General features: G+C 38.8%; 18 protein-coding genes and 4 tRNA genes. 6 read left to right on the forward strand and 16 right to left on the reverse strand.

What is annotated here, in order from left to right; genetic code table 11:
• The first annotated feature begins 509 nt into the window (after positions 1–509).
• From yfiR to yfiB, 3 genes are read left to right on the forward strand one after another with little or no spacing between them, the layout of a single operon-like run.
• Positions 510–971, forward strand: coding sequence for a regulatory sequestration protein YfiR (gene yfiR / locus BLS38_RS13315; RefSeq protein ID WP_425283440.1), 462 nt, complete (start codon positions 510–512; stop codon positions 969–971).
• Positions 971–2203 (forward strand): diguanylate cyclase DgcN/YfiN, encoded by a 1233-nt coding sequence (dgcN, locus tag BLS38_RS00010; RefSeq protein ID WP_092746287.1) that lies wholly within the window; start codon positions 971–973, stop codon positions 2201–2203. The genes yfiR and dgcN overlap by 1 nt, the downstream gene beginning before the upstream one ends.
• Entirely contained in the window at positions 2190–2669 is a 480-nt protein-coding gene (gene yfiB / locus BLS38_RS00015) for an outer membrane lipoprotein YfiB (RefSeq protein WP_425283431.1), read from the forward strand. The genes dgcN and yfiB overlap by 14 nt, the downstream gene beginning before the upstream one ends.
• 50 nt (positions 2670–2719) lie before the next feature.
• Here yfiB and BLS38_RS00020 read toward each other — a convergent pair.
• The 13 genes from BLS38_RS00020 to BLS38_RS00080 form a co-directional block, all read right to left on the reverse strand.
• Positions 2720–2796 (reverse strand) — tRNA-Pro (locus BLS38_RS00020).
• 5 nt (positions 2797–2801) lie between these two features.
• A tRNA-His gene (locus BLS38_RS00025) sits at positions 2802–2877 on the reverse strand.
• 33 nt (positions 2878–2910) lie between these two features.
• Positions 2911–2987 (reverse strand) — tRNA-Arg (locus tag BLS38_RS00030).
• Between the two features lie 42 nt (positions 2988–3029).
• Positions 3030–3106 (reverse strand) — tRNA-Pro (locus tag BLS38_RS00035).
• A gap of 234 nt (positions 3107–3340) precedes the next feature.
• Positions 3341–4561, reverse strand: a complete 1221-nt coding sequence (gene argJ / locus BLS38_RS00040; protein WP_092746288.1) for a bifunctional glutamate N-acetyltransferase/amino-acid acetyltransferase ArgJ — start codon at positions 4559–4561, stop codon at positions 3341–3343.
• Positions 4562–4621: 60 nt separating this feature from the next.
• A complete protein-coding gene (locus BLS38_RS00045) occupies positions 4622–4984 on the reverse strand; it encodes a hypothetical protein (protein ID WP_092746289.1) in 363 nt (120 codons plus the stop codon).
• Positions 4985–5102: 118 nt separating this feature from the next.
• Complete coding sequence (gene secA, locus BLS38_RS00050; protein ID WP_092746290.1) at positions 5103–7811, reverse strand: preprotein translocase subunit SecA; 2709 nt, start codon at positions 7809–7811, stop codon at positions 5103–5105.
• A 210-nt stretch (positions 7812–8021) separates the two neighbouring features.
• On the reverse strand, positions 8022–9104 hold the full coding sequence (locus BLS38_RS00055; RefSeq protein WP_092746291.1) for an SPOR domain-containing protein: 1083 nt from the start codon (positions 9102–9104) through the stop codon (positions 8022–8024).
• Positions 9091–10374 (reverse strand): bifunctional tetrahydrofolate synthase/dihydrofolate synthase, encoded by a 1284-nt coding sequence (folC, locus tag BLS38_RS00060; RefSeq protein WP_092746292.1) that lies wholly within the window; start codon positions 10372–10374, stop codon positions 9091–9093. Before folC ends, BLS38_RS00055 begins: the two co-directional genes overlap by 14 nt.
• The gene (gene accD / locus BLS38_RS00065; RefSeq protein WP_092746293.1) at positions 10371–11267 is read right to left on the reverse strand and encodes an acetyl-CoA carboxylase, carboxyltransferase subunit beta; all 897 of its coding nucleotides are present in this window, start codon (positions 11265–11267) and stop codon (positions 10371–10373) included. Before accD ends, folC begins: the two co-directional genes overlap by 4 nt.
• A gap of 2 nt (positions 11268–11269) precedes the next feature.
• Positions 11270–12070: a tryptophan synthase subunit alpha gene (trpA, locus tag BLS38_RS00070; protein WP_092746294.1), complete on the reverse strand. Its 801-nt coding sequence runs from the start codon at positions 12068–12070 to the stop codon at positions 11270–11272.
• Positions 12071–12433: 363 nt separating this feature from the next.
• Complete coding sequence (gene trpB, locus BLS38_RS00075; RefSeq protein ID WP_092746295.1) at positions 12434–13660, reverse strand: tryptophan synthase subunit beta; 1227 nt, start codon at positions 13658–13660, stop codon at positions 12434–12436.
• Complete coding sequence (locus BLS38_RS00080; RefSeq protein WP_092746296.1) at positions 13638–14285, reverse strand: phosphoribosylanthranilate isomerase; 648 nt, start codon at positions 14283–14285, stop codon at positions 13638–13640. The genes trpB and BLS38_RS00080 overlap by 23 nt, the downstream gene beginning before the upstream one ends.
• 160 nt (positions 14286–14445) lie before the next feature.
• On the opposite strand from BLS38_RS00080, the gene BLS38_RS00085 reads away from it, so the two are divergent.
• Both BLS38_RS00085 and BLS38_RS00090 read left to right on the forward strand, forming a co-directional pair.
• On the forward strand, positions 14446–15159 hold the full coding sequence (locus tag BLS38_RS00085) for a glycerophosphodiester phosphodiesterase (protein WP_092746297.1): 714 nt from the start codon (positions 14446–14448) through the stop codon (positions 15157–15159).
• A gap of 30 nt (positions 15160–15189) precedes the next feature.
• Positions 15190–16632: a protein adenylyltransferase SelO gene (locus tag BLS38_RS00090; RefSeq protein WP_092746298.1), complete on the forward strand. Its 1443-nt coding sequence runs from the start codon at positions 15190–15192 to the stop codon at positions 16630–16632.
• Here the strand turns inward: BLS38_RS00090 and BLS38_RS00095 are convergent.
• Together BLS38_RS00095 and baeS are read right to left on the reverse strand one after the other, a co-directional pair.
• Entirely contained in the window at positions 16629–17318 is a 690-nt protein-coding gene (locus BLS38_RS00095) for a response regulator (RefSeq protein WP_092746299.1), read from the reverse strand. The two genes, BLS38_RS00090 and BLS38_RS00095, sit on opposite strands and share 4 nt — an antisense overlap.
• Positions 17319–17332: 14 nt before the next feature.
• Complete coding sequence (gene baeS, locus BLS38_RS00100; protein ID WP_092746300.1) at positions 17333–19048, reverse strand: sensor histidine kinase efflux regulator BaeS; 1716 nt, start codon at positions 19046–19048, stop codon at positions 17333–17335.
• A 281-nt stretch (positions 19049–19329) separates the two neighbouring features.
• Here baeS and BLS38_RS00105 point away from each other — a divergent pair, with 281 nt between their 5' ends.
• Complete coding sequence (locus tag BLS38_RS00105) at positions 19330–19815, forward strand: phosphate-starvation-inducible protein PsiE (RefSeq protein WP_092746301.1); 486 nt, start codon at positions 19330–19332, stop codon at positions 19813–19815.
• A gap of 37 nt (positions 19816–19852) precedes the next feature.
• Here the strand turns inward: BLS38_RS00105 and BLS38_RS00110 are convergent, their stop codons facing one another.
• Positions 19853–21313, reverse strand: coding sequence for a phospholipase D-like domain-containing protein (locus BLS38_RS00110; protein WP_092746302.1), 1461 nt, complete (start codon positions 21311–21313; stop codon positions 19853–19855).
• Positions 21314–21328: the final 15 nt, after the last annotated feature.

The raw sequence follows: 21328 nt of genomic DNA on the forward strand, positions 1-21328 counted from the left end.
TTTATTTCATATCAGTGATAAAACTTAGTAAAAATCCACACAAGTTGTTCTTCAATTCTATTAATGATCGTCTAACTGATTCGTCATCAGTAAGCTAGGTCGGCCATTCTACTCCGTTTCCAAAGTTTGTCAAATGCTTTTTGAAAGTTTTTTTCACTACCCAACTAAACCCCCTTAACCAATCAATTCAAGACCTAAACCCCAAACCAATCAACTAAGCCATTGTTTATCAAGAAGTTTCTCTCAACAGCACCGCCGATGGATACGCATTATAGATCAATAATCTCCTAACGCAATACCTTTCTTTAATTATCTCATTCAGATGATCGGTTTTTGTACTTAATCAATATAAATGTCTAATTAATCGCCTATCTAATCCCTTTTATTGCTATATATTTACTGATTAGATAAATTTTTTTTAGTATAGTGAAAATTAGGGCTCACTATATTTGTATACTATGTATGTTTTTTCTCACTTAAAACAACTTATCGTTTGTATATGCTTAATAATGCTATCCCAGCTTGCTACAGCAGGGTACACACATAATCCCTACTCATTAACACTTGCTATTTTAAGTTATACAAAATGGAATTCTCAAAAACCACTGTTTTGTGTATTAGAGGATCGTGATGTTGCTTTAGTTTTTCAACAAGAGATCCAACATAAAAAATACTCTTTTAATGTAAAGTCCATTTCGGAACGAGACTTAAATAACAATTCATGCGACATCATTTTTTTTAGTCAAAATATATCTTTTGCCCAACAAAATAATATTATTAAAAATAGTTTTCGGCCTTTTATGCTCTCCTTTACAATGAATAGTACCGAATGTGAAGGGCTTATCATCTTCTGCTTATATAAAAGAAAAGATCAATATACATTTAATTTAAACTTAGACTCTTTGAGTCGATCTAAGCTCCATATTGACCCACGTGTATTGTTGCTTGCAAAAAATATGGAGGGCATTTAATGAATACTTCTCCAAAAACATCACTACGTAGTATTTTTAGAAAATCTCAATTTATTGCTTTTTTAATTATGCTTTCAATCTGTCTATTGATGTTTATTTCAATTTCGACATTTATTATGAAAAGCTATGTTCAACAAAATATCAATCTACTGGGTAATACACTAAGTGAACACATTCAACCTGCACTTGTTTTTAGAGATGAGGCAACATTAAAACAGGTATTAAATGAATATACCCAAACCCACTCCATTAAAACTATTTATGTTTTCGATAACAAAAATAATTTAATTGAAAGCAGTACAAAGTCTAAAGTTGATTTTTCTTTTTTTGAGAATCTATTAAATGAATGGTTTTTAAAACAACCTTCTAATTTCATCATTTATCATCAAGAAAAAATTGGAGTTATACAAATTTATGGTAGCTCGGAATCAACTTTACATTTTTTATTTACAATATTCTTTGCAATATTCACTTGCATGACGGCAATGCTAATAACTCTTTGGCTTTCAACAAGAATTACATATCGATTTATTATGCAATCTATCTACCCTCTTACACATATCGCCCAACTTGTTAGCAAGCAAAAAGCATATAACTTAAGATTTCCAGATAACAAGATCCATGAGTTTAACAATTTAAATCATGTATTTAATGAGCTACTCTCTGAAATACAATCTTGGCACAATCAACTACAAAATGAGAATTATCTCTTATCCTACCAAACCAAACATGACCCTTTGACATCTTTAGCAAATAAAAGTTATTTTTATCAGTTCCTAATAAATATATTCAATCAACCTAGTGAAAAAACATCTACTGTTTTGCTATTTATTGACAACAATGACTTTAAGTCGATTAATGACAAATATGGTCACTTAGCTGGAGATAATATACTCATTGAGATGGGAATTCGATTTGAACTGGCACTAACAAATGATTGCTTTATTGCACGATTAAGTGGGGATGAATTTGCTATTATTCTACCTAACATTACTAGTCAGCAATCACTGCATGAATACATTAAAATATTAATGGCAACACAAAATATGCCTTTAATATTCAAAGAACAAGAGATTTTTTTCAGTTTTAGCATAGGAGCCGCCTACTTCAGACATGCCTCATCTCCCGATGATTTAATTACTCAAGCAGATCAAGCAATGTATAAAGCAAAAAACTCTCCCGAACATTGGTTTATACACCATTCACCTTACAGGCCAAATGATCATGAATAAAATAGTGTGTGTTGCTCTTCTAATACTTATGACACACTTACTCACTGCATGTCAGCTTGGCGGTCTTAATTACAAACAATCAATTATGCTAGAACGCAAAGGTTTTCACTTAACAGATGAAGGCTGGGCCCTAGGTTTACCAGAGCGTATTTTATTCGGTTTTGACCAGTCAAAAATCACACCTCAACAGCAGTCAAATTTAATAAAACTTGCAGAAGAGTTAAAAAAATATCAATTATATAAAGTTAAAGTGATTGGACATACAGATAATATTGGAAACAATGAATACAATATCAAACTTTCAGAAGTTAGAGCAAAGAGCGTTGCAAAAATTTTTTACCTACATGGGTTTAATATTCAAGATATAACAATCATTGGCCGTGGTGCTTCAGAACCAATGAACAGTAATGATAATGAAGAGCATAAAGCAAATAATCGTAGAGTAACTATTATTGTAATTCCATAGATACTTAAAATTTAGACAAAAAAAATCCGCTTTTGAAAGCGGTATTTTTTTGGTCGGAGCAGTAGGATTCGAACCTACGACCCCCTGGTCCCAAACCAGGTGCACTACCAGGCTGTGCTATGCTCCGTAAATTGGGGTGAATGATGGGGCTCGAACCCACGACAACCGGAATCACAATCCGGGGCTCTACCAACTGAGCTACATCCACCATAACGGTTGTTCTTTACCTACCAGACAACTATGGTGCGCCTGACAGGATTCGAACCTGTGACCATCCGCTTAGAAGGCGGATGCTCTATCCAACTGAGCTACAGGCGCATAACCGATACTATTTAACTAGTATCTATATCTGCCGATTTTTGGTCGGAGCAGTAGGATTCGAACCTACGACCCCCTGGTCCCAAACCAGGTGCACTACCAGGCTGTGCTATGCTCCGATTATTCTCAGCTTTTTCATACTACACATCGTGTGGTACGGTGTGCATTCTATGCTTGGAGTGAGATTAGGTCAAGTGCTATATTTAAAAAAAAGCATTTTATTTATTTGATAGAACATTTATTCACCACAACCCCCACATATTGTTCTATTTTTATTCATTTCAATAACTTAAAAGGCATCACTCCTAAAAAATCCTATATCAAAATATAAGATTTCTTAGCTATTTTATTTTTTAAGATCTATAATCTGCATTAATTTTAACATAGTCATATGATAAGTCGCAGGTATAGACTATGTCTTGTGCATTTCCTCGACCCAAGTCAACATGAATGGTCAATTCAGGTTTTGACATCACACGAATGCCTTCCTCTTCGGTATATATTTCTGCCCGCCCGCCATTTTTACAAATTTGAACTTCATCTAGCCAAACTTGTACTTTTTCTACATCCAGGTCAGAAATATTGGCATAACCTATTGCGCATAATATACGTCCCCAGTTAGGGTCCGATGCAAAAATAGCGGTCTTAACTAATGGTGAGTGTGCAATGCTGTATGCTACATCACAACATTCTTGTGTATTTTGACCACCCTTTACATCTACAGTAATAAATTTAGTTGCACCTTCACCATCTCGAACAATCAGCTGAGCAAGACGTTTCATCACTTCAAAGAGTTTATCTTTTACTATTTTGTATCTTGGGTCATTTTCTGTTTGAATTTCCTGACCGCCAGCTTGACCTGTTGCGGCAAAGATACATGAGTCATTGGTTGATGTATCACCATCTACAGTAATGCGGTTAAAAGATTGGTCTGCGGCTTGTTTTAAGAGCTGTTGTACAAGTGGTTTACTGATTGGAATATCTGTGACAATAAAACTCAGCATCGTTGCCATGTTAGGGCGAATCATACCTGCGCCTTTACTAATGCCAGTCATATTGTAAACAATACCATCAAGCTCAAGCTGTATAGATGCGCCTTTGGGTACGGTATCTGTGGTCATAATGCCATGAGCTGCATCTAACCACGCATTATCATTTAAAGTTTTGAGGGCAGATGGGGTTGCATTAGTAATCCGCTCAATAGGTAATTGTTCACCAATGACACCTGTTGAAAATGGTAAAACTTGTTCGGCTTTAATACCTGCTTCGTGTGCAACTGCTTCACACATCGCATATGCATTTTTCATACCCTCTTCGCCTGTCCCTGCATTTGCATTACCCGTGTTAATAATCAAATAACGGGTATCTTCAGTACTTAGGTGTTTTTTACAGATACGAACAGGTGCTGCACAAAATGCATTTTGCGTAAAAACACCAGCAACATGTGTACCTTCTGAAAACTCGAATATAACTAGGTCTCGCCGATTAGGATATCGCACATATGCTTGTGTGGTTCCAATTTTTAAGCCTTTGACTGACTGCATGTGTGGTATATGTATATCGCCAACCGCCATGATTTTTCCTAATAGATGACAAGTAAAGAGGGAGATTGAGTGAAAGCTTACCCAATTATTTTATGGGTTCAGCTGCGCAGACAGATCAATGAGTGCTTTTTCTGCATTAAGTTGACTGGTTTCAGATACTGCTGAATTTTGAGCAATAATTTTTTTGGCAGTTACATTATTTGCAGCTGCAATCGCATCTGTTTGTAAAATTACTGTACGTCCTTCAGTGTTATCTAAAGTATAGCTGATGCCTGTACGTGGACTAATAATCGTAAGTGTATTGCCCTTCGAAGTTGCCTCAGCCAATTGGGGTCCCATGGCTGCTTTCACATTACCAACGGTTGTTGTAAATGGTTCTGTAGGTGCAGCAATCGCTACTGTAGAGGCCATGATTAAAGAAGCGACTAAACCGTGTTTTATTTTCATCATCATATTATCTCTGTTGTATTAAGTATTACTATAGCAAAATTTTTGTTAAATTTTAGTATTCATCGTGCTGTGATAAACGTAAAAAAGCAGAACTCTTGTTCTGCTTTTGTAAAGGCTTGTGTTAAATTTTACCGTGACATTGTTTATATTTCAATCCTGAACCACAAGGACATGGCGCATTACGACTTGTTGGTGCAATCGTTTCTTCAGTTAACTCACCTTCTGCTGTTTGTACAGTATCATCTTGCGTCACTACACCTGTTAATCCATCTACACTGTCATGCTCAAAGACCAAATCAGCATTTTGTTGTTGTGCTTCTATTGCAGCCATTTCTTCTGGTGAAGGCACTCTCACTGTAGACAAATCATTAATAATGTCGCTTTTAATCACACCTAGCATATTTACAAATAGGTTAAATGCTTCTTTTTTATACTCTTGTTCTGGATTTTTTTGAGCATAACCTCTCAAATGAATGCCTTGACGTAAGTAATCCATAGCAGCTAGATGTTCTTTCCAATGGCGATCTAGAGCATTAAGCGTATAATTTCGCTCAAGTACTTCAGCCATTTCTAGCCCCATGTTTTGGCGACGATTACGATAACGTGTCAACACTTCATCGGTAATACGTCTTACTAGACCTTCTTCGTCGAGTCTACGATCTTCATCTAACCACTGTTGAACTGGCAAGTCGACATGCAAGTCTGTACGTAATGCAGTTTCTAAACCTTGAATATCCCACTGGTCATGAATCGATTCAGGTGGAATAAATGTAGCAATAAAACCTGTCATAACCTCTTGATGCATTTCCTCAAGGTAATTTTGTAGTGATTCTTCAACTAAAATTTCATCACGTTGAGAGTAAATAATTTTACGTTGTTCATTATTTACGTCGTCATATTTAAGTAAATTTTTACGTATATCAAAGTTACGTGCTTCTACTTTCTGCTGTGCATTTTCAATAGAACGACTCACCATTTTATGTTCAATGGCCTCATCTTCTTTTAAACCCATGGCACGCATCATAGCAATGACTCGGTCACCCGCAAAGATACGCATGAGGTCATCTTCAAGTGATAAGTAAAAGCGTGATAAACCTGGGTCACCTTGACGACCTGCACGACCACGTAATTGGTTGTCGATACGACGAGATTCGTGACGTTCTGAACCAATAATATGCAAACCACCTGCATCTAATACTGCTTCATGGTCAAGTTGCCATTGTTCTTTAAGTCTAGCTTCGTCTTGGGCGGTTGGATTTTCAATTTTAGCGAGTTTTACTTTCCAGTTACCACCCAATAAAATATCTGTACCACGACCTGCCATGTTTGTGGCAATCGTTACTGCACCTAAACTACCTGCTTGGGCAATAATATCGGCTTCTCTTTCATGTTGTTTAGCATTGAGTACTTCGTGTTTAATGCCTGCTTGTGTCATTTTATGCGACAGAATTTCACTTGACTCAATGGTTGCTGTACCCACCAAAATAGGGGCTTTGGTTTCTTGAATACGTTTAATTTCAGCAACGATCGCATCATATTTACCATTGCGATTTAGGTAAATTAAATCGTTTAAGTCTTTACGAACCATTGGTCGATGCGTTGGAATTAAAACAACATCTAGGCCATAAATTTCTTTCATTTCTGATGCTTCGGTATCTGCTGTACCTGTCATACCTGAAAGTTTTTTATAAAGACGGAAATAGTTTTGGAATGTTGTTGTTGCTAAAGTTTGGTTTTCGGGTTGAATTTCTAATTTTTCTTTGGCTTCTACAGCTTGATGTAAGCCTTCTGACCAGCGACGGCCTGGCATAGTTCGGCCAGTATGCTCATCGACAATAACAATCTCACCATCATGAATAATATACTGTACATCTTTTTGGAAAAGGAAGTGGGCACGAATTGCAGCAGATACATGGTGAACAAGGTTTAGGTTAGTTGCTGAGTAAAGTGTGTCTCCTTCATCAAGCAATCCCATTGCAATCAGTTCTTTTTCTACAGTTTCATAGCCCACTTCTGTCATTTCTACTGAGCGTTGCTTTTCATCAATCCAAAAATGACCACCATCTGCCACTTTTTCTTCTTTTTGTGGGTGGAGTTTAGGCGGAATGGCATTAATTGCAGCATATAATTGAGATGAATCTTCACTTTGCCCAGAAATGATAAGTGGTGTACGTGCTTCATCAATTAAGATCGAATCGACTTCATCAATAATGGCATAGCTTAAGCCACGTTGCTTCTTTTCTGCAAATGAGAACACCATATTGTCACGTAGGTAGTCAAAACCAAATTCGTTATTCGTACCGTAAGTGATGTCAGCAGCGTAGGCATGTGCTTTTTCATCTGGGGCTTGCATTGAATAAATCGTGCCAACAGTTAGGCCGAGAAACTCAAACAATGGACGGTTTAACTCTGCATCACGCTGTGCAAGGTAGTCATTGACCGTAATAACATGCACGCCTTCGCCACTTAACGCATTTAAGTAGCACGCCAAAGTACCCATAAGCGTTTTACCTTCACCCGTACGCATTTCAGCAATTTTGCCTTCGTGCAGGGTGATACCACCAATGAGTTGTACGTCGTAGTGACGCATACCCATGATACGTTTTGCGGCTTCTCGACAGACAGCAAAAGCTTCTGGTAAAAAACTATCTAAGCTTTTACCATCTTGGTAACGCTGTTTAAACTCTTGTGTTTTTGCCGATAGTTCTGCATCGCTGAGCGCAGAGATCGTCGGTTCGAGCGCGTTAATTTTATCTACAATTTTACGCATACGTTTGAGCTCTCGCTCATTTTTAGTACCGAAGATACCTCCGATCAGACTTCCCAACATGAATCACTCTCTAATTTTGGCCAGTTCAAAATAAATGTTTGTCATTAGTGTTTATTATGGTGCTAGTTTTTGGAAGTACAAGTTTTTTGAACAAAAACTATGACTTTAATTGTCAAAACCAAGTTATTTTGGGCTTGTTTTGAAAAATTACCTAGCATTAGCAAACAAGTGTAATCAATTTTCTTAATTACACTGCTTACATATTTGCGCTTAACGTTCTTCTAAAGGTACCCAGTCAATCACCCATGCAGATGGCATATTTAAACTTGTATCTGTTTGGATTTTTTTGCGTAATATATCTGCATGATCTTTACTTTTGCTTGGTCCAACCATAATGCGTATACCTTTCGATGTTGGACTAGTCGTAATTTTGTACCCTTTCGCTTTGAGTTTTGCGATCGTTGTATCTGCATTGGCTTGATTAGCAGCCAAAGCAACTTGTACCATCCATTTTTTATGATCACTTTCATCTTTCATGATTTCACGTGCTTTTTCAGCATCTGATTTCTTCTTGTGATCTAATTCATTTTGAGTTTGAGCATGGCTTTGTTCAACTTTATGTTGAACATCGGAGTCAGTTTGTAGTTTTTCTTTTTGTTTTGCCTCTTGTGCCTGCTGTAATTTAACTTTTTCTTCATGCACCTTTTTTGCTTGCTCTCGTTCAGTTTTTTTCTTTAGCTCTTGCTCAGCTTTTTTAGCATCTTCAAGTGCTCGCTGCTTTCTTTCTTTTTCTGCAGCATCAGATTGCTTCTTTAACTCCGCTTTTTTCTCTAATTCAGCTTGTTTCTTTGCTTCCAATTTTTTCTCTAAATCTGCTTTTTGTTTTGCCTCAAGTGCTAATTTTTTTTCATCTACACTTTGTTGCTTAGGCTTATCTGTGACTTCTGGTGGTACATCTACAGCTGTTTGTTCTTTTACACGGCGTGCATTAATTTGTGCATACTCTTGAGCTGCTTTTTTTGCAGCTGCTGCCTCTGCTTGCTGTTGTTGTGCAAGATACTGCTGTGTTTTTGCCTCTTGATCTGCAATCACTTTTTCTCTTGTGCGTTTTTGTTCTTCAAGTAGCCGTTTTTCAGTTTCAATATCTACTGTCACAGGTTGTAGGGACTGCATTTCTTCAACTTTAGCAGGCACAGGTGGTTTTGAAGCACTCGACTGTTGAGTTGGCTTTACTTCTTGCGTGTGATTTCCTTGTATTTCATGCGCCCCTTTAAATAGTAAAGCAGCAAGCAATGTACCGCCACCGAGCAGTACAATACCGCCCATCCAACGTTGCTTATTATTCATGGACATGTGTTATAGACTCCCAAACCGCTTCTAAAGTGTGAAACGAACCGCATACAAGTATAATCTGATGTGCTGGCAAAGTCTTTAATGCTTTTTGAAAGGCCTGTTGAATATTTTCAGAAACATATACAACCTGACCTTCAAGAGTTTCTTGAATTTGCTCAATTGGTGCTGCACGTGGTGCTGTTAATGGCGCAATATGCCACGATGAAATATAAGGTTTAAGCTCTGCTGTCACTGCTTCAATATCTTTATCTGTAAGCATTGAGAATACGCTAACAACTTCAGTATATTGTGGATTATGTTTCAAGAAAGTTTTGAGTTGCTGTAATAAAAAGGCGACACCATGTGGATTGTGCCCTGCATCAAGGATAATTTTTTTACCATCAACCTCTGTAAGTTCAAACCGGCCTGCAATATTTGCTTCTAATACCCCAGCAGCAATCGCTTTATCACTGATATTTAAACCGCTCATCGCAACAGCAGCCACAGCTGTAGCAGCATTGTGTACTGCTAGCTTACCTTTTGGTAACTCTAGCGTGTTGGCTGGGCTTGAAAACATCCATGTCGTGCTATTTTCTTGGTAAAAAAAGTCACGATTGTAACAATATAAAGGGGCTTGGCATTCACTGGCTTTTTCTTGTATTGCTTGTGGCAATGTTTGTTGCCCTGCAAATATCGTTGGAATCTGTGGTCGAATAATACCCGCTTTTTCTTTGGCAATTTTCTCAATTGTGTCACCTAACCAATCTACATGGTCAAGTCCAATATTAGTAATCACTGCAACATCTGGGTCTATGATATTCACCACATCTAAACGACCGCCTAGACCAATCTCTAGGACTAAAACATCGCATTGACGTTGCTTAAATATTAAAAATGCTGCCAGTGTTGTGGCTTCAAAAAATGATAGCGTTAAATCGCAATCTCTACGAGCTTGATCAACCGTAACAAATGCGGCAATCAATTCGGCATCTGTCGCTTCAACACCCGATATCTTCACCCGTTCATTAAAACGATAAATATGTGGTGATTGATACAAACCCACACGGTAGCCTGCATGTTTTAAAATCTGTGAAATAATAGTGGTGGTTGAGCCTTTACCATTGGTTCCTGCAACAGTAATGACTTTGGCTTGAGACTTTATGATTGCAAGTTTTTCTGCTACAGGTATAACCCGCTCTAAACCGAGATCTATACCTGAAACATGAACACGGCCCCAGTAATTGAGCCATGTCATGAGATCGTCTGTACTTAAAGGTGCTGCTATGTTCAATTTACGTTCATCAACTTACCAACAATACGGTATACAGTATCACGTAATGAATGGCGGTGAACAATTTGATCGACTACACCATGATCAAGCAAATACTCTGCACGTTGGAACGGTTCTTCTAGTTTTTCACGTACAGTTTGCTCAATCACTCGCTTACCTGCAAAACCAATCATGGCTTTGGGTTCAGCAATATGAATATCGCCCAGCATCGCAAGTGATGCAGTCACACCACCATATACAGGATGAGTTAGTACTACAATGTAAGGTAAGCCGGCTTCTTTCAGTTTTTCAATCGCTGCAGATGTTCTTGCCATTTGCATCAGCGACAACATGCCCTCTTGCATACGTGCACCACCTGATGCCGCAAAACAGATCAGAGGTTGCTTCTTTTGAATCGCACTTTCAGCAGCTTGCACAAAACGGTCACCAACCACTGTACCCATTGAGCCGCCCATAAAGTCAAACTCAAAAGCACATGCAGTCATGGCAATATTTTTAATATGGCCTTGTAACACCACTAAAGCCTCAGACTCGCCTGTTTTCTTTTGTGCATCTAGCATACGCTCTACATACGGCTTGCTGTCTACAAATTTAAGTGGGTCTTTTGCAACGTAGTTTTGACCAAGTTCTGCATCAACTTGGTCAAAAAACCAATTTAAACGCTCGCGTGCTTTCATACGTAAATGTTCGTCACATTGCGGACAAACATAAGCATTAAAAGACATAGCTGTACGTGTAGTTAATGCATGGCACTCAGGACATTCAACCGTAGGTTCTGTAAACGACGACTTAAAGGTTTCTTGCTCAGTCAGTACATAAACCCCTGGTACAGATCTTTCTGTCCACGGCGTATTTGGGCTTAGTACCTTTGCAGGTTTTACTTCTTGACTCATACTTACTGTTCATCGAGCGCTGCTCGAAGCTCCTTAACTTTATTAATCGTTTGCAAAGTGGCTTGTTCAATAGATAGTGTTGCAAAAGGCTTTACCAATACACTACCCACAATCACGGCATCTGCCACGGCACCCATGGCTTTTGCAGATGCTGCATCATGAATACCAAAACCTACACCTACCGGAATATCTGTTTGCTGTTGTATATAAGCAATACGTTTCGCTGCTGCTTCTACATCTAGCGTTGCCGCACCTGTTACCCCTTTGAGTGATACATAGTAAATAAAGCCACTGGCTTGCTTAACGACATGGGCAACACGTTCATTTTTTGACGTAGGTGCAAGTAAAAAGATTTGATCTAGACCGTGTTGTTTTAAAATTTGATTAAATTCGTATGCTTCTTCAGGCGGTAAATCTACCAATAAAATACCGTCTACACCACTTTGCTGTGCTTGGGTCACAAACTTTTCGTAGCCAATCACTTCAATCGGGTTTAAATAACCCATCAATACCACAGGGGTATCTGAATCAGTTTCACGAAATTGTTTTACCATATCTAAGACATTGAGTGTGCTCGTCCCCCCAGCAAGTGCTCGCTCTGCAGCCAAAGCAATGACTGGACCATCTGCCATAGGATCTGAAAATGGGAGACCTAACTCAAGTACATCTACACCGGCATCAACCATTTGGTGTAACAAGCCAACAGTCACTTCAGGTTGTGGGTCACCAGCCATGACATAAGAGACTAGTGCTTTGCGTTGCTGAGATTTAAGCTGGTCAAAACGTTGAGCGAGACGACTCATAATGGTGATTTCCCTTGCATAGTTTTCAATAGAATAATGACTTTATGTTGTTTGAAGCATAACGCATTGTAACGCTATTTTTTATGCCTTGCACAGTCAGCCAAATCACTTCATTGAATGAAGCAAAAACCTGTAAAAACTCAAGCGTACATTAATCAATATTTCATTTTTTTTCTCAATGATCAAAGATATCTTTTTTTATATTTTTGTTTTTTATCATTCATCTAATTCTGTATAAAAACACTCTAAAAATAAAATAAATAACAATATGTTAGCGAATTAAAGTACATATTACTTGTCTTTGCATAATCCACCCAAAATAAAAAAGGCACTCGCAAGTACCTTTTTTATTTTCAACATGCTTTACATGTCAACCATTTCAATACCATCTATATTGGCCATGGTGAGTAAGTCTTTATCACCTCGACCAGATACCGTTGCAATAATGATTTGGTCTTTACGCATGGTTGGTGCAAGCTTGGTCACATACGCCATCGCATGCGCACTCTCTAAAGCAGGAATAATGCCTTCGATACGGGTTAAATCTCTGAAGCCTTGTAATGCTTCATCGTCAATAATCGGTACATAGTCTACACGGTGCATGTCTTTTAAAAAGCTGTGCTCTGGTCCTACACCTGGGTAGTCTAGACCTGCAGAAATACTATGTGTTTCAATAATTTGACCTTGAGCATCACTCATTAAATAAGTACGGTTGCCATGTAATACACCCACATGCCCCGCACTCAATGGCGCTGAATGCTTCCCTGTTTCTATGCCTAAACCCGCAGCTTCTACACCATACATTTTCACAGATTCATCATTTAAGAATGGATAGAACAAACCAATCGCATTTGAACCACCGCCCACGCAAGCCACCAAAGCATCTGGTAAACGTCCTGCCTGTTCTTGAATTTGACTGCGTGCTTCACGACCAATAATGGATTGAAAGTCACGAACCAACTGTGGATATGGGTGTGGACCTGCCACAGTACCAATAATGTAGTACGTATCGTCTACATTACTCACCCAATCTCGCATCGCTTCATTTAAAGCATCTTTTAGAGTACGTGAACCACTGGTCACAGGCACAACTTTTGCGCCAAGCAGTCGCATACGGTACACGTTCATGGCTTGACGTTTTACGTCATCTGACCCCATGTATACAACACACTCTAAGCCTAAACGTGCTGCTATTGTTGCAGTTGCAACGCCGTGTTGCCCTGCGCCTGTTTCAGCAATAATACGTTTCTTACCCGACAGTTTTGCCAACAAGGCTTGTCCAATGGTGTTATTGACCTTGTGTGAACCGGTATGGTTTAAATCTTCACGTTTTAAATAAATTTGCGCACCGCCAAGCTCTTTTGACCATCGTTCAGCATAATAAAGAGGACTTGGGCGACCCACATAGTACGCCATATCACGGTCAAATTCGGCTAGAAACTGGGCATCATTTTTCATACGCTCGTATAGATTTTCTAAATCTTCAAGCGCTGCCATTAAAGTTTCTGAGACAAATCGTCCGCCATGAATACCAAAATGCCCACGAGCATCTGGATATTGTGTATAGTCAATCTTCGTTTGCTGATCCACAATGGACTCCTTGCATAAACGCTTTAATCAGTTGATGATCTTTTATTCCTTTTGCCGATTCTACGCCACCACTTACATCTACGGCAAAAGGTGTTGTTGTTATGATGGCTTGTTTTACATTATCTGGAGTCAGTCCACCTGCTAAAATGAGTGGAGTATTTGACTTTGGAAACACAGACCAATCAAATGTATGACCTGTACCGCCTTTAATATTTGGATGCCATGCATCGAGCAATACCGCACTTGCACCCGCCTGAGCGTAACGCTGTATTTCAGTATGAACATCTAACTCAGGGCGAACCTGTATAGCTTTATACCAACGGCGGCCTAGCTGCTGCGCCATTGTTGCACATTGACTTGGTGATTCATCACCATGAAATTGTAACACGTCTATTGCAACATACTGTAGTGTCACTTTAATCTCTGCCAAACTGGCATTCACAAATAAACCAACAATTTGCACATAAGGTGGAATCACTTGTGCAATCTTCTGCGCCTGAATAGGCGTTACCGCTCTTGGGCTTGGCGGATAAAATACAAGCCCAATTGCATCTACACCACTGTTTACAGCAACACGTGCGTCTTCTAAACGAGTAATGCCACAAATTTTGCTACGTGTTCGCATGCGTTACTCTTTTTTCATTGATTTGATGTCATGCTATGACACAATTAAGGCAGGGGTTGCCACAATTCTCTTTGTTTTTATTGTTAACAAACTCAAATCGAATTGCAAACTTTTTGACAGATTTTATTTTTAATACCCATTTCGACACTGAGGTGTATTTATGCAAATTATTGGTCATCGTGGTGCACGCAATGAAGCCCCTGAAAATACGCTCGGTGGTTTCCAGCACTTAAAAGATTTAGGTATTACCGCTGTTGAGTTTGACCTCAGACAATTACAAGACCAAACCTTAGTCGTGATTCATGATGATGATTTAGAGCGTACCACAGGAATACAATATCCAATTATAAAATGCGATGTAACGCAACTGGCACAACATAACCATTGTAAGTTATGGCCACATTGGTATCAATACGAACCTACCCCTGTGCTTGAACAAGTATTGAATATTATTAAAGATTTTTCACACATAGAATTAGAAATTAAAGCAGTTGCATCTATGATTGATGCTCAAAATTTGGTTCAAACACTGCACCAAAAACTTTCAAAAGATTGGCAAGATGTACTAGTTATTACGAGCTTTGATGAGAAAGTCTTACAGGCGTTACAACATGAAAACTCACCTTTCAAACGAGGCTTATTGGTTGAAGACCAACCCGAAAGTGCGATACATACCGCATTAAAACTTGGCTGTTGCCAAATTGGATGGCTCAACACTCTCACCACACGTCAGCGTGTTCAAGACACACACCAAGCGGGGTTAAAGGTGAGTGTTTGGACAGTCAATGAGCCAGAGCGAGCACTTGAATTACAACATTGGGGCGTTGATGGACTCATTACCGATGTACCAAGCCTCATGCAAAAATACCTTTAATACCTAAATACTATCTCTGAGAGCCACTGTATGTTTTTTCAAAGTCGCTATAATACGCTGAACTCAAAACTCTATACACATCAAGCGCCGAAACCATTACATGGCGCAAAACCCGGTCACTTCAACCTTGCACTGGCGAATGATTTACAATGGAGTGATGCTGAAAAATCTGCTTGGATCGACATTTGTAGTGGCAAGCAAACTTTCGATGCATTCCCTCCGCTTGCAATGGTCTATGCAGGGCATCAATTTGGGCACTGGGCAGGTCAATTGGGTGATGGGCGTGGTTTACTTATTGCACAAATTTTAGATAAAAATAATCAGGTGATTGACTTACACCTTAAAGGAGCTGGCTTAACGCCTTATTCAAGATCTGGTGATGGTCGTGCTGTGCTACGCTCAGTCATACGAGAATATCTTGCAGGTCATGCACTTAATTCACTCGGTATTGCTTCAAGTAATGCCGTCGGATTCACCAGCTCTCAACAAGGCGTACAACGTGAAACTTTAGAGCCCGGTGCAATGCTATTACGCACCTCAGACTGCCATATACGTTTTGGACATTTTGAATGGATTAATCAATATGCGCCTGAGCTACTCAATGACTTTGTGATGCAATGTATTACATGGCATTACCCTGAATGCTTGGCACAAGAACAACCTGTGGTTGCATTTGCACACGCCATAGTCAAGCGTACCGCACAAATGATTGCTGACTGGCAAGCGGTTGGCTTTGCTCACGGCGTCATGAATACAGACAACCTTAACATTACTGGTTCAACACTCGACTTTGGCCCTTTTGGATTTTTAGAGCGTTTTAAACCCGACTGGATAAACAACCATTCAGACCATCAGGGCCGATACTGCTACCAAAACCAACCTCGCATAGCACATTGGAATTTATCTATTTTACTCAATAATTTTATGCCACTAGCACCAGAGACAGAAAAAGAAACCTTTAAGCAACAACTCATTACCTGCTTGGGTGATTTTGAAGTGACGTTTTTAAAACATTACCAAGAAAAAATGTGCTTAAAAATGGGATTGCCAACATTTCATAAAGACAGTTTTGACTGTGCTTTACATTTTTTACAAATACTACAGCGTGAACAATTCGACTACACACAAAGCTTTATTCGCTTACAAGAACAAGAGTTTACTGCGTTGAAAGATGACTGTGTTGATCGTGATGGTTTTGATGCTTTTGTTACACGTTATCAAAACATACGCATGCATCAAGACCAAGCACAGTTAAACGAAAGCATGCAACAGCATAACCCGCACTATATTCTAAGAAATCAAATGGCTCAACACGCCATTGAACGTGCTGAATGTGATGACTTTTCCGAGGTTAAACGTCTATTTGATTTGCTCGCTACACCATTTAGCAAACAACCCTCGCTAGAGCAAGCATCTGATATACAACCACCACACACAGATGCAAGCGAAATTGCGATTAGTTGTTCATCTTAAAAATGGTCTGGGTATTCAAAACGATACCCAACACCATATACGGCTTGGATCCAGTCCGATTGTACGTCTTGTACTGTGGCATCTATAATTTTTCGTCTTAGATTTTTGATGTGGCTGTCAATCACACGGTCTGCCACATCGAAGCTTTCTGGGTTTAAATAATCTAAAAGTTGTGCTCTAGAATATACTTGCCCAACATGTTCTAAAAACAACTCAAATAAACGAAATTCTGTAGGAGTCAAATTCAACGCTTTTTGCTTATACCAAATACGTTGCTGAGACTTTTCTATTACAAATAAATCATCTTGTTCAGGTTCTTCTTTTCGCTCTAAACGTCTAAGTACTGCTTGTACACGTGCGACTAATTCTTTTGGACTAAATGGTTTACATACATAATCATCCGCCCCCATATTTAATCCCAAGACACGGTCAATCTCTTCGGTGCGAGCAGTCACCATAATAATTGGCAAATCAGATTGTTGGCGTACTTTACGACAGATGGTCAAACCATCCATACGCGGTACCATCAAATCTAAAATCATTAAGTGAGGTTTGCGTTGTAAAAATTGTTGGTACGCATCTTGACCATCATGAAATACAGATACTTCAAACCCTGCAGCCTCTAAATAGTCTTTCACTAAACTGGCTAACTCAACTTCATCTTCAACTAAAAAAATATGTTTCACAGATTATTCCTCATTTATTTCTTCAAAAAACAAATCACACAACGCAAACCACCAAGAGGAGAATGGTGAAAAGTTAACTCCCCACCCAACATTGCAATAATTTTATAAGACAGTGCTAGGCCTAAACCTGTACCACCTGTTGTACGGGCACGTGAATCGTCTGCACGATAAAAACGCTCACCCAAATGTTTTAATTGCGTATCCGTTAAGCCTAATGGACTGTCATCAACAATTAACTGCCAGTCGTCATCACTTTGCATACTATGAATATGTATTTGACCGCCTTTTTCGGTATATCGAATGCTGTTACTTAAAATGTTAACCACTACTTGACGAAAACGGTCTTGGTCAAGCAGTAAATATGTTCCTTCACCAGCACTGGTCACTTGAAAATTAGACTGCTCAAACTGCGTTCTAAAGTTTTCAATCTCATCACAAACGACTTTCCATGGATCAACTTCCGTTAAATAACATTTGAGTTGTTGCGACTCGGCTTGTGCAAGATCTGCTAAATCTTGGGTCAACTTTTTCAGACTAGTCACCTGCTTCATCATCGCTGCAAAGTGCTCTGGATTCGGCTTACGAATTCCATCTTGCATGGCTTCAATTTGAGCCTGCAGCACTGCCAGTGGCGTTTTTAACTCATGTGAAGTATCGGCAACCCATTGTCGTCTAGACTGTTCATGCTGATTCAATATATTGGCAAGACCATTAATTTGCGTAGATAAGTCACCCAACTCATCATTACGGCGTATTTGCACCTGATGCTTAAAATGCCCTTTCGTCAATTCTTGCGCTGCATTCAACAACCGTTGAATTGGTTGTTTGAAATAATTCGCCAACCACAATGCAATGAGCAAACTGGTCAAAAATGTCACAATATAGATTAAGAATAATACTTTTTTCTGTGAGCTAAAGAAGTTTACACTCAGTACATCATCTTGGGCCAATGATGGCTGCAAACCCAAATAGCCCACTATTTTGTTTTCAAGTAAAATTGGACGATAGGTTGGGTTCACCTGTTGAAGCTCACCAACAACAAAGTGCTTATTAACATCATATAATGCAAGCCGATTAATTAAGCCTAAATGATCTGGCATTGGAAAAAAATTCTTAGAGATTTCAAGGATTTTTTCTTTATTTAGAGACATCCCTCCATCAAATATAGGATTATCCTCCACCATCGGTTTATCTGCCCCAAATGTGGGTGATTCAGGATGCTCTCGTTTTGAAAATATTTTTAAACTTTCAGAGAGTGGAAACTTTATTCCTTCAAATGGCTGATACTCTGAAGGTAAATTTTCTTCCATCTGTTGAATTTGTTGTTCTGTAAAATGTCTTTTTTGTGTTGGGCGATCTTTACTATCTAAGCCATTCGGCACATTTAATATGGCATTATCTTTAAAATAACGTTGCTGATAGGCAATGTCATATTGACGGCGTAACCACATGCGAGACAGCTGATCAAAGTCTTGAACTTGTGGTTTACCTTCGACTTGTAAAATTTGTGCCTGTATTGCATCGCCCCAATCACTATAAATACTATAAATACCCGCAAGATTTTCAACCAAATGATCGATCTTCTGTATTTCAACATCTGCAACATATTTAGTAAAGTTTTGCTTCATTGTCCATTGAAAGACACCTAAGCTCACCGTTGTTATTACCAGTGTCGTCATAAGTACAGTTAAAAATAACCGCAAGGCGATTGGGAAACGGCGAACTTTCAAATGAAAAATCTCAATAGTATTTTTAGATCTGTATTTTACCCAACCTCGCCATAAAAAACTCTACATTCTTTCTCCATCTTGGTTGTTTAAATTTATATCAAACCATTTTAAACCCATTGATAAAATACAAATCTCAGCATAGTTTAGGCTTCTATCGACGATTAAAATTTAAATCCAATACTTTCATGCAATGGTGTGCTTTACTTTTTATATTTTAGAGATAACAAAACGTACACTTTGACTTTATACTGACTACAACGTCAGTAAGTAGGTTTTGTGCCATGAGTTCAAAAAAAACAGGTCAAAGTTTTGAAGCAACGTTTGACCGTATTGGTAATTACGCTGTTGAAGCATTTCACTATTTAGCACTATTTATTATTGGCTGTATGATTGCATGGTCAGCAGTCAATACAACGATTGATATTTTTACGCAAAAACCATACGCAACCATTGATGATATTCTACTCCTCTTTATCTACCTAGAACTTGGCGCAATGGTTGGAATTTACTTTAAAACCAACCATATGCCTGTACGTTTTCTAATTTACATTGCAATTACTGCACTAACTCGATTACTCATTTCGGTCATTCAGCACGACCATAAAGCAGATGTTGGACTATTAGTTATTTCAGGCGCAATTTTAATTTTAGCTGTTGCCATTTTTATTGTACGTTACGCGTCTTGGCACTACCCATCAATGATTAAAGAAAAACATGCACTGAAATCGCAACGAAGACTTAATCCTGAAGATGATGAGTTGGCTTAAAATGAAATACACTCAACTAAAAAGCTGAGTGTATTTATTAAAAACTAGAAAAACCTGTCCACTCCATCAAACGGTACAGCCAATACTTGAAGTAGGAATGGCTTGCATAAGTTTCATAATCTAAACTCTTTTGAGCATGCTCACGACCAAACCAAGTTTGGTCAAATGATTCTTGTGCCGTCTTAAATACCAACTCATTGGCTAAACCCACCACACGTATATCTGTTTCTAAATTATAGTTCTGTAAATTACGTGCAGTTAAATTCGCCGAGCCAAGAATGAGCTCCGAGGTTTTTCCGTCGCTTGAACGTTTTTGTATCACTTTACTATGACAATGCTCACACCAACGTACATCCAAACCTGCATCATGTAACTCCTGTGCCACAGGTTGATTTGGAATACCGTTTTTATATCTGGCAACTGTTTCTTGATTTGGATTAAGTAAAGCCCGAATCTTAACGCCCCTGCTGTGAGCCTCTTTTAATGCATGAACCACCTGACGATCTGCAATATAAAAAGCTGTTAAATCGATCTGATCATTTTTATTAGCCGTATCGAGTAGCTTCAATACTGCGCGTTCAATTGACTTTTCTGTGAGTACTTGGGCTTGTAGTGTGCTTGCAGTAATGGGTTCATTTTTAACCAACACATAAGGCAAGTCTGCACCTGACATTCTTGCCACAGGCTGTTCACTATTAAGTATATCTACAGCAGCAGATCCATGTACTATGACTGCAACATTACTTTGCAAAGCACCACCAGAATTAATATTTTTAGAACCAATTAAAGCCTGCCAACCCATGTCTGTATCAGCAACAATCACTTTTCTATGATTGGTTTTAAAATTAAAAAAGTTCAAGTAGCTTCTTAATGTGAGCTTGTCTGAAGACAATGGGTTAGGTAACCACCCACCGCCCACTTGATTACCTAAGCCTTGACAACATAAATACCAAAAACCCGACCAAACGGGGTTAGATGCCCGTAATGGGGTCAAATTTGTTTCAATAACATCGATGCCAACACGGCGTAATTGTATGTATTCTTCAGGTTGAATTGCCCCATACAATGAGTTGATTTGATCTGTGATCACACTCATACTGATTTGCGGGTTTGAACGTTTTTTCTCTACCAGTGCACCAACCAACTCTTGTGCAAATAGGCGTTGCTTTTGGCTATTGGACTGCCCAAAACGATCATTTAGTAAAAAAGTATCGAGAACGAGTGTCGTTTTTGCTCGATGTATCAGATCTAACATCGATGTAAAAATTTTTTGCTCGGTATACGGTTTTCCTTGTGCATCTATGAAAGTTTGATCAACAATCATTTCAACTTGAGACGCTCGCATCGGCCCCGTATAGTCTAACCCCTCTGGTAAAGGCTTTACTGTGTGATAAATTGCTGATGCGATATATACAAACAACAAAATGGTGAAGATTACCGCCAAATAACGCAACTTAGACCACTGGAGTTTATTCTGAAGTTTTTGGAAAATACGCATACAAAAAAGCCTGAC

This window comes from Acinetobacter boissieri (genome assembly GCF_900096955.1).
Classification (GTDB): Bacteria; Pseudomonadota; Gammaproteobacteria; order Pseudomonadales; family Moraxellaceae; genus Acinetobacter; species Acinetobacter boissieri.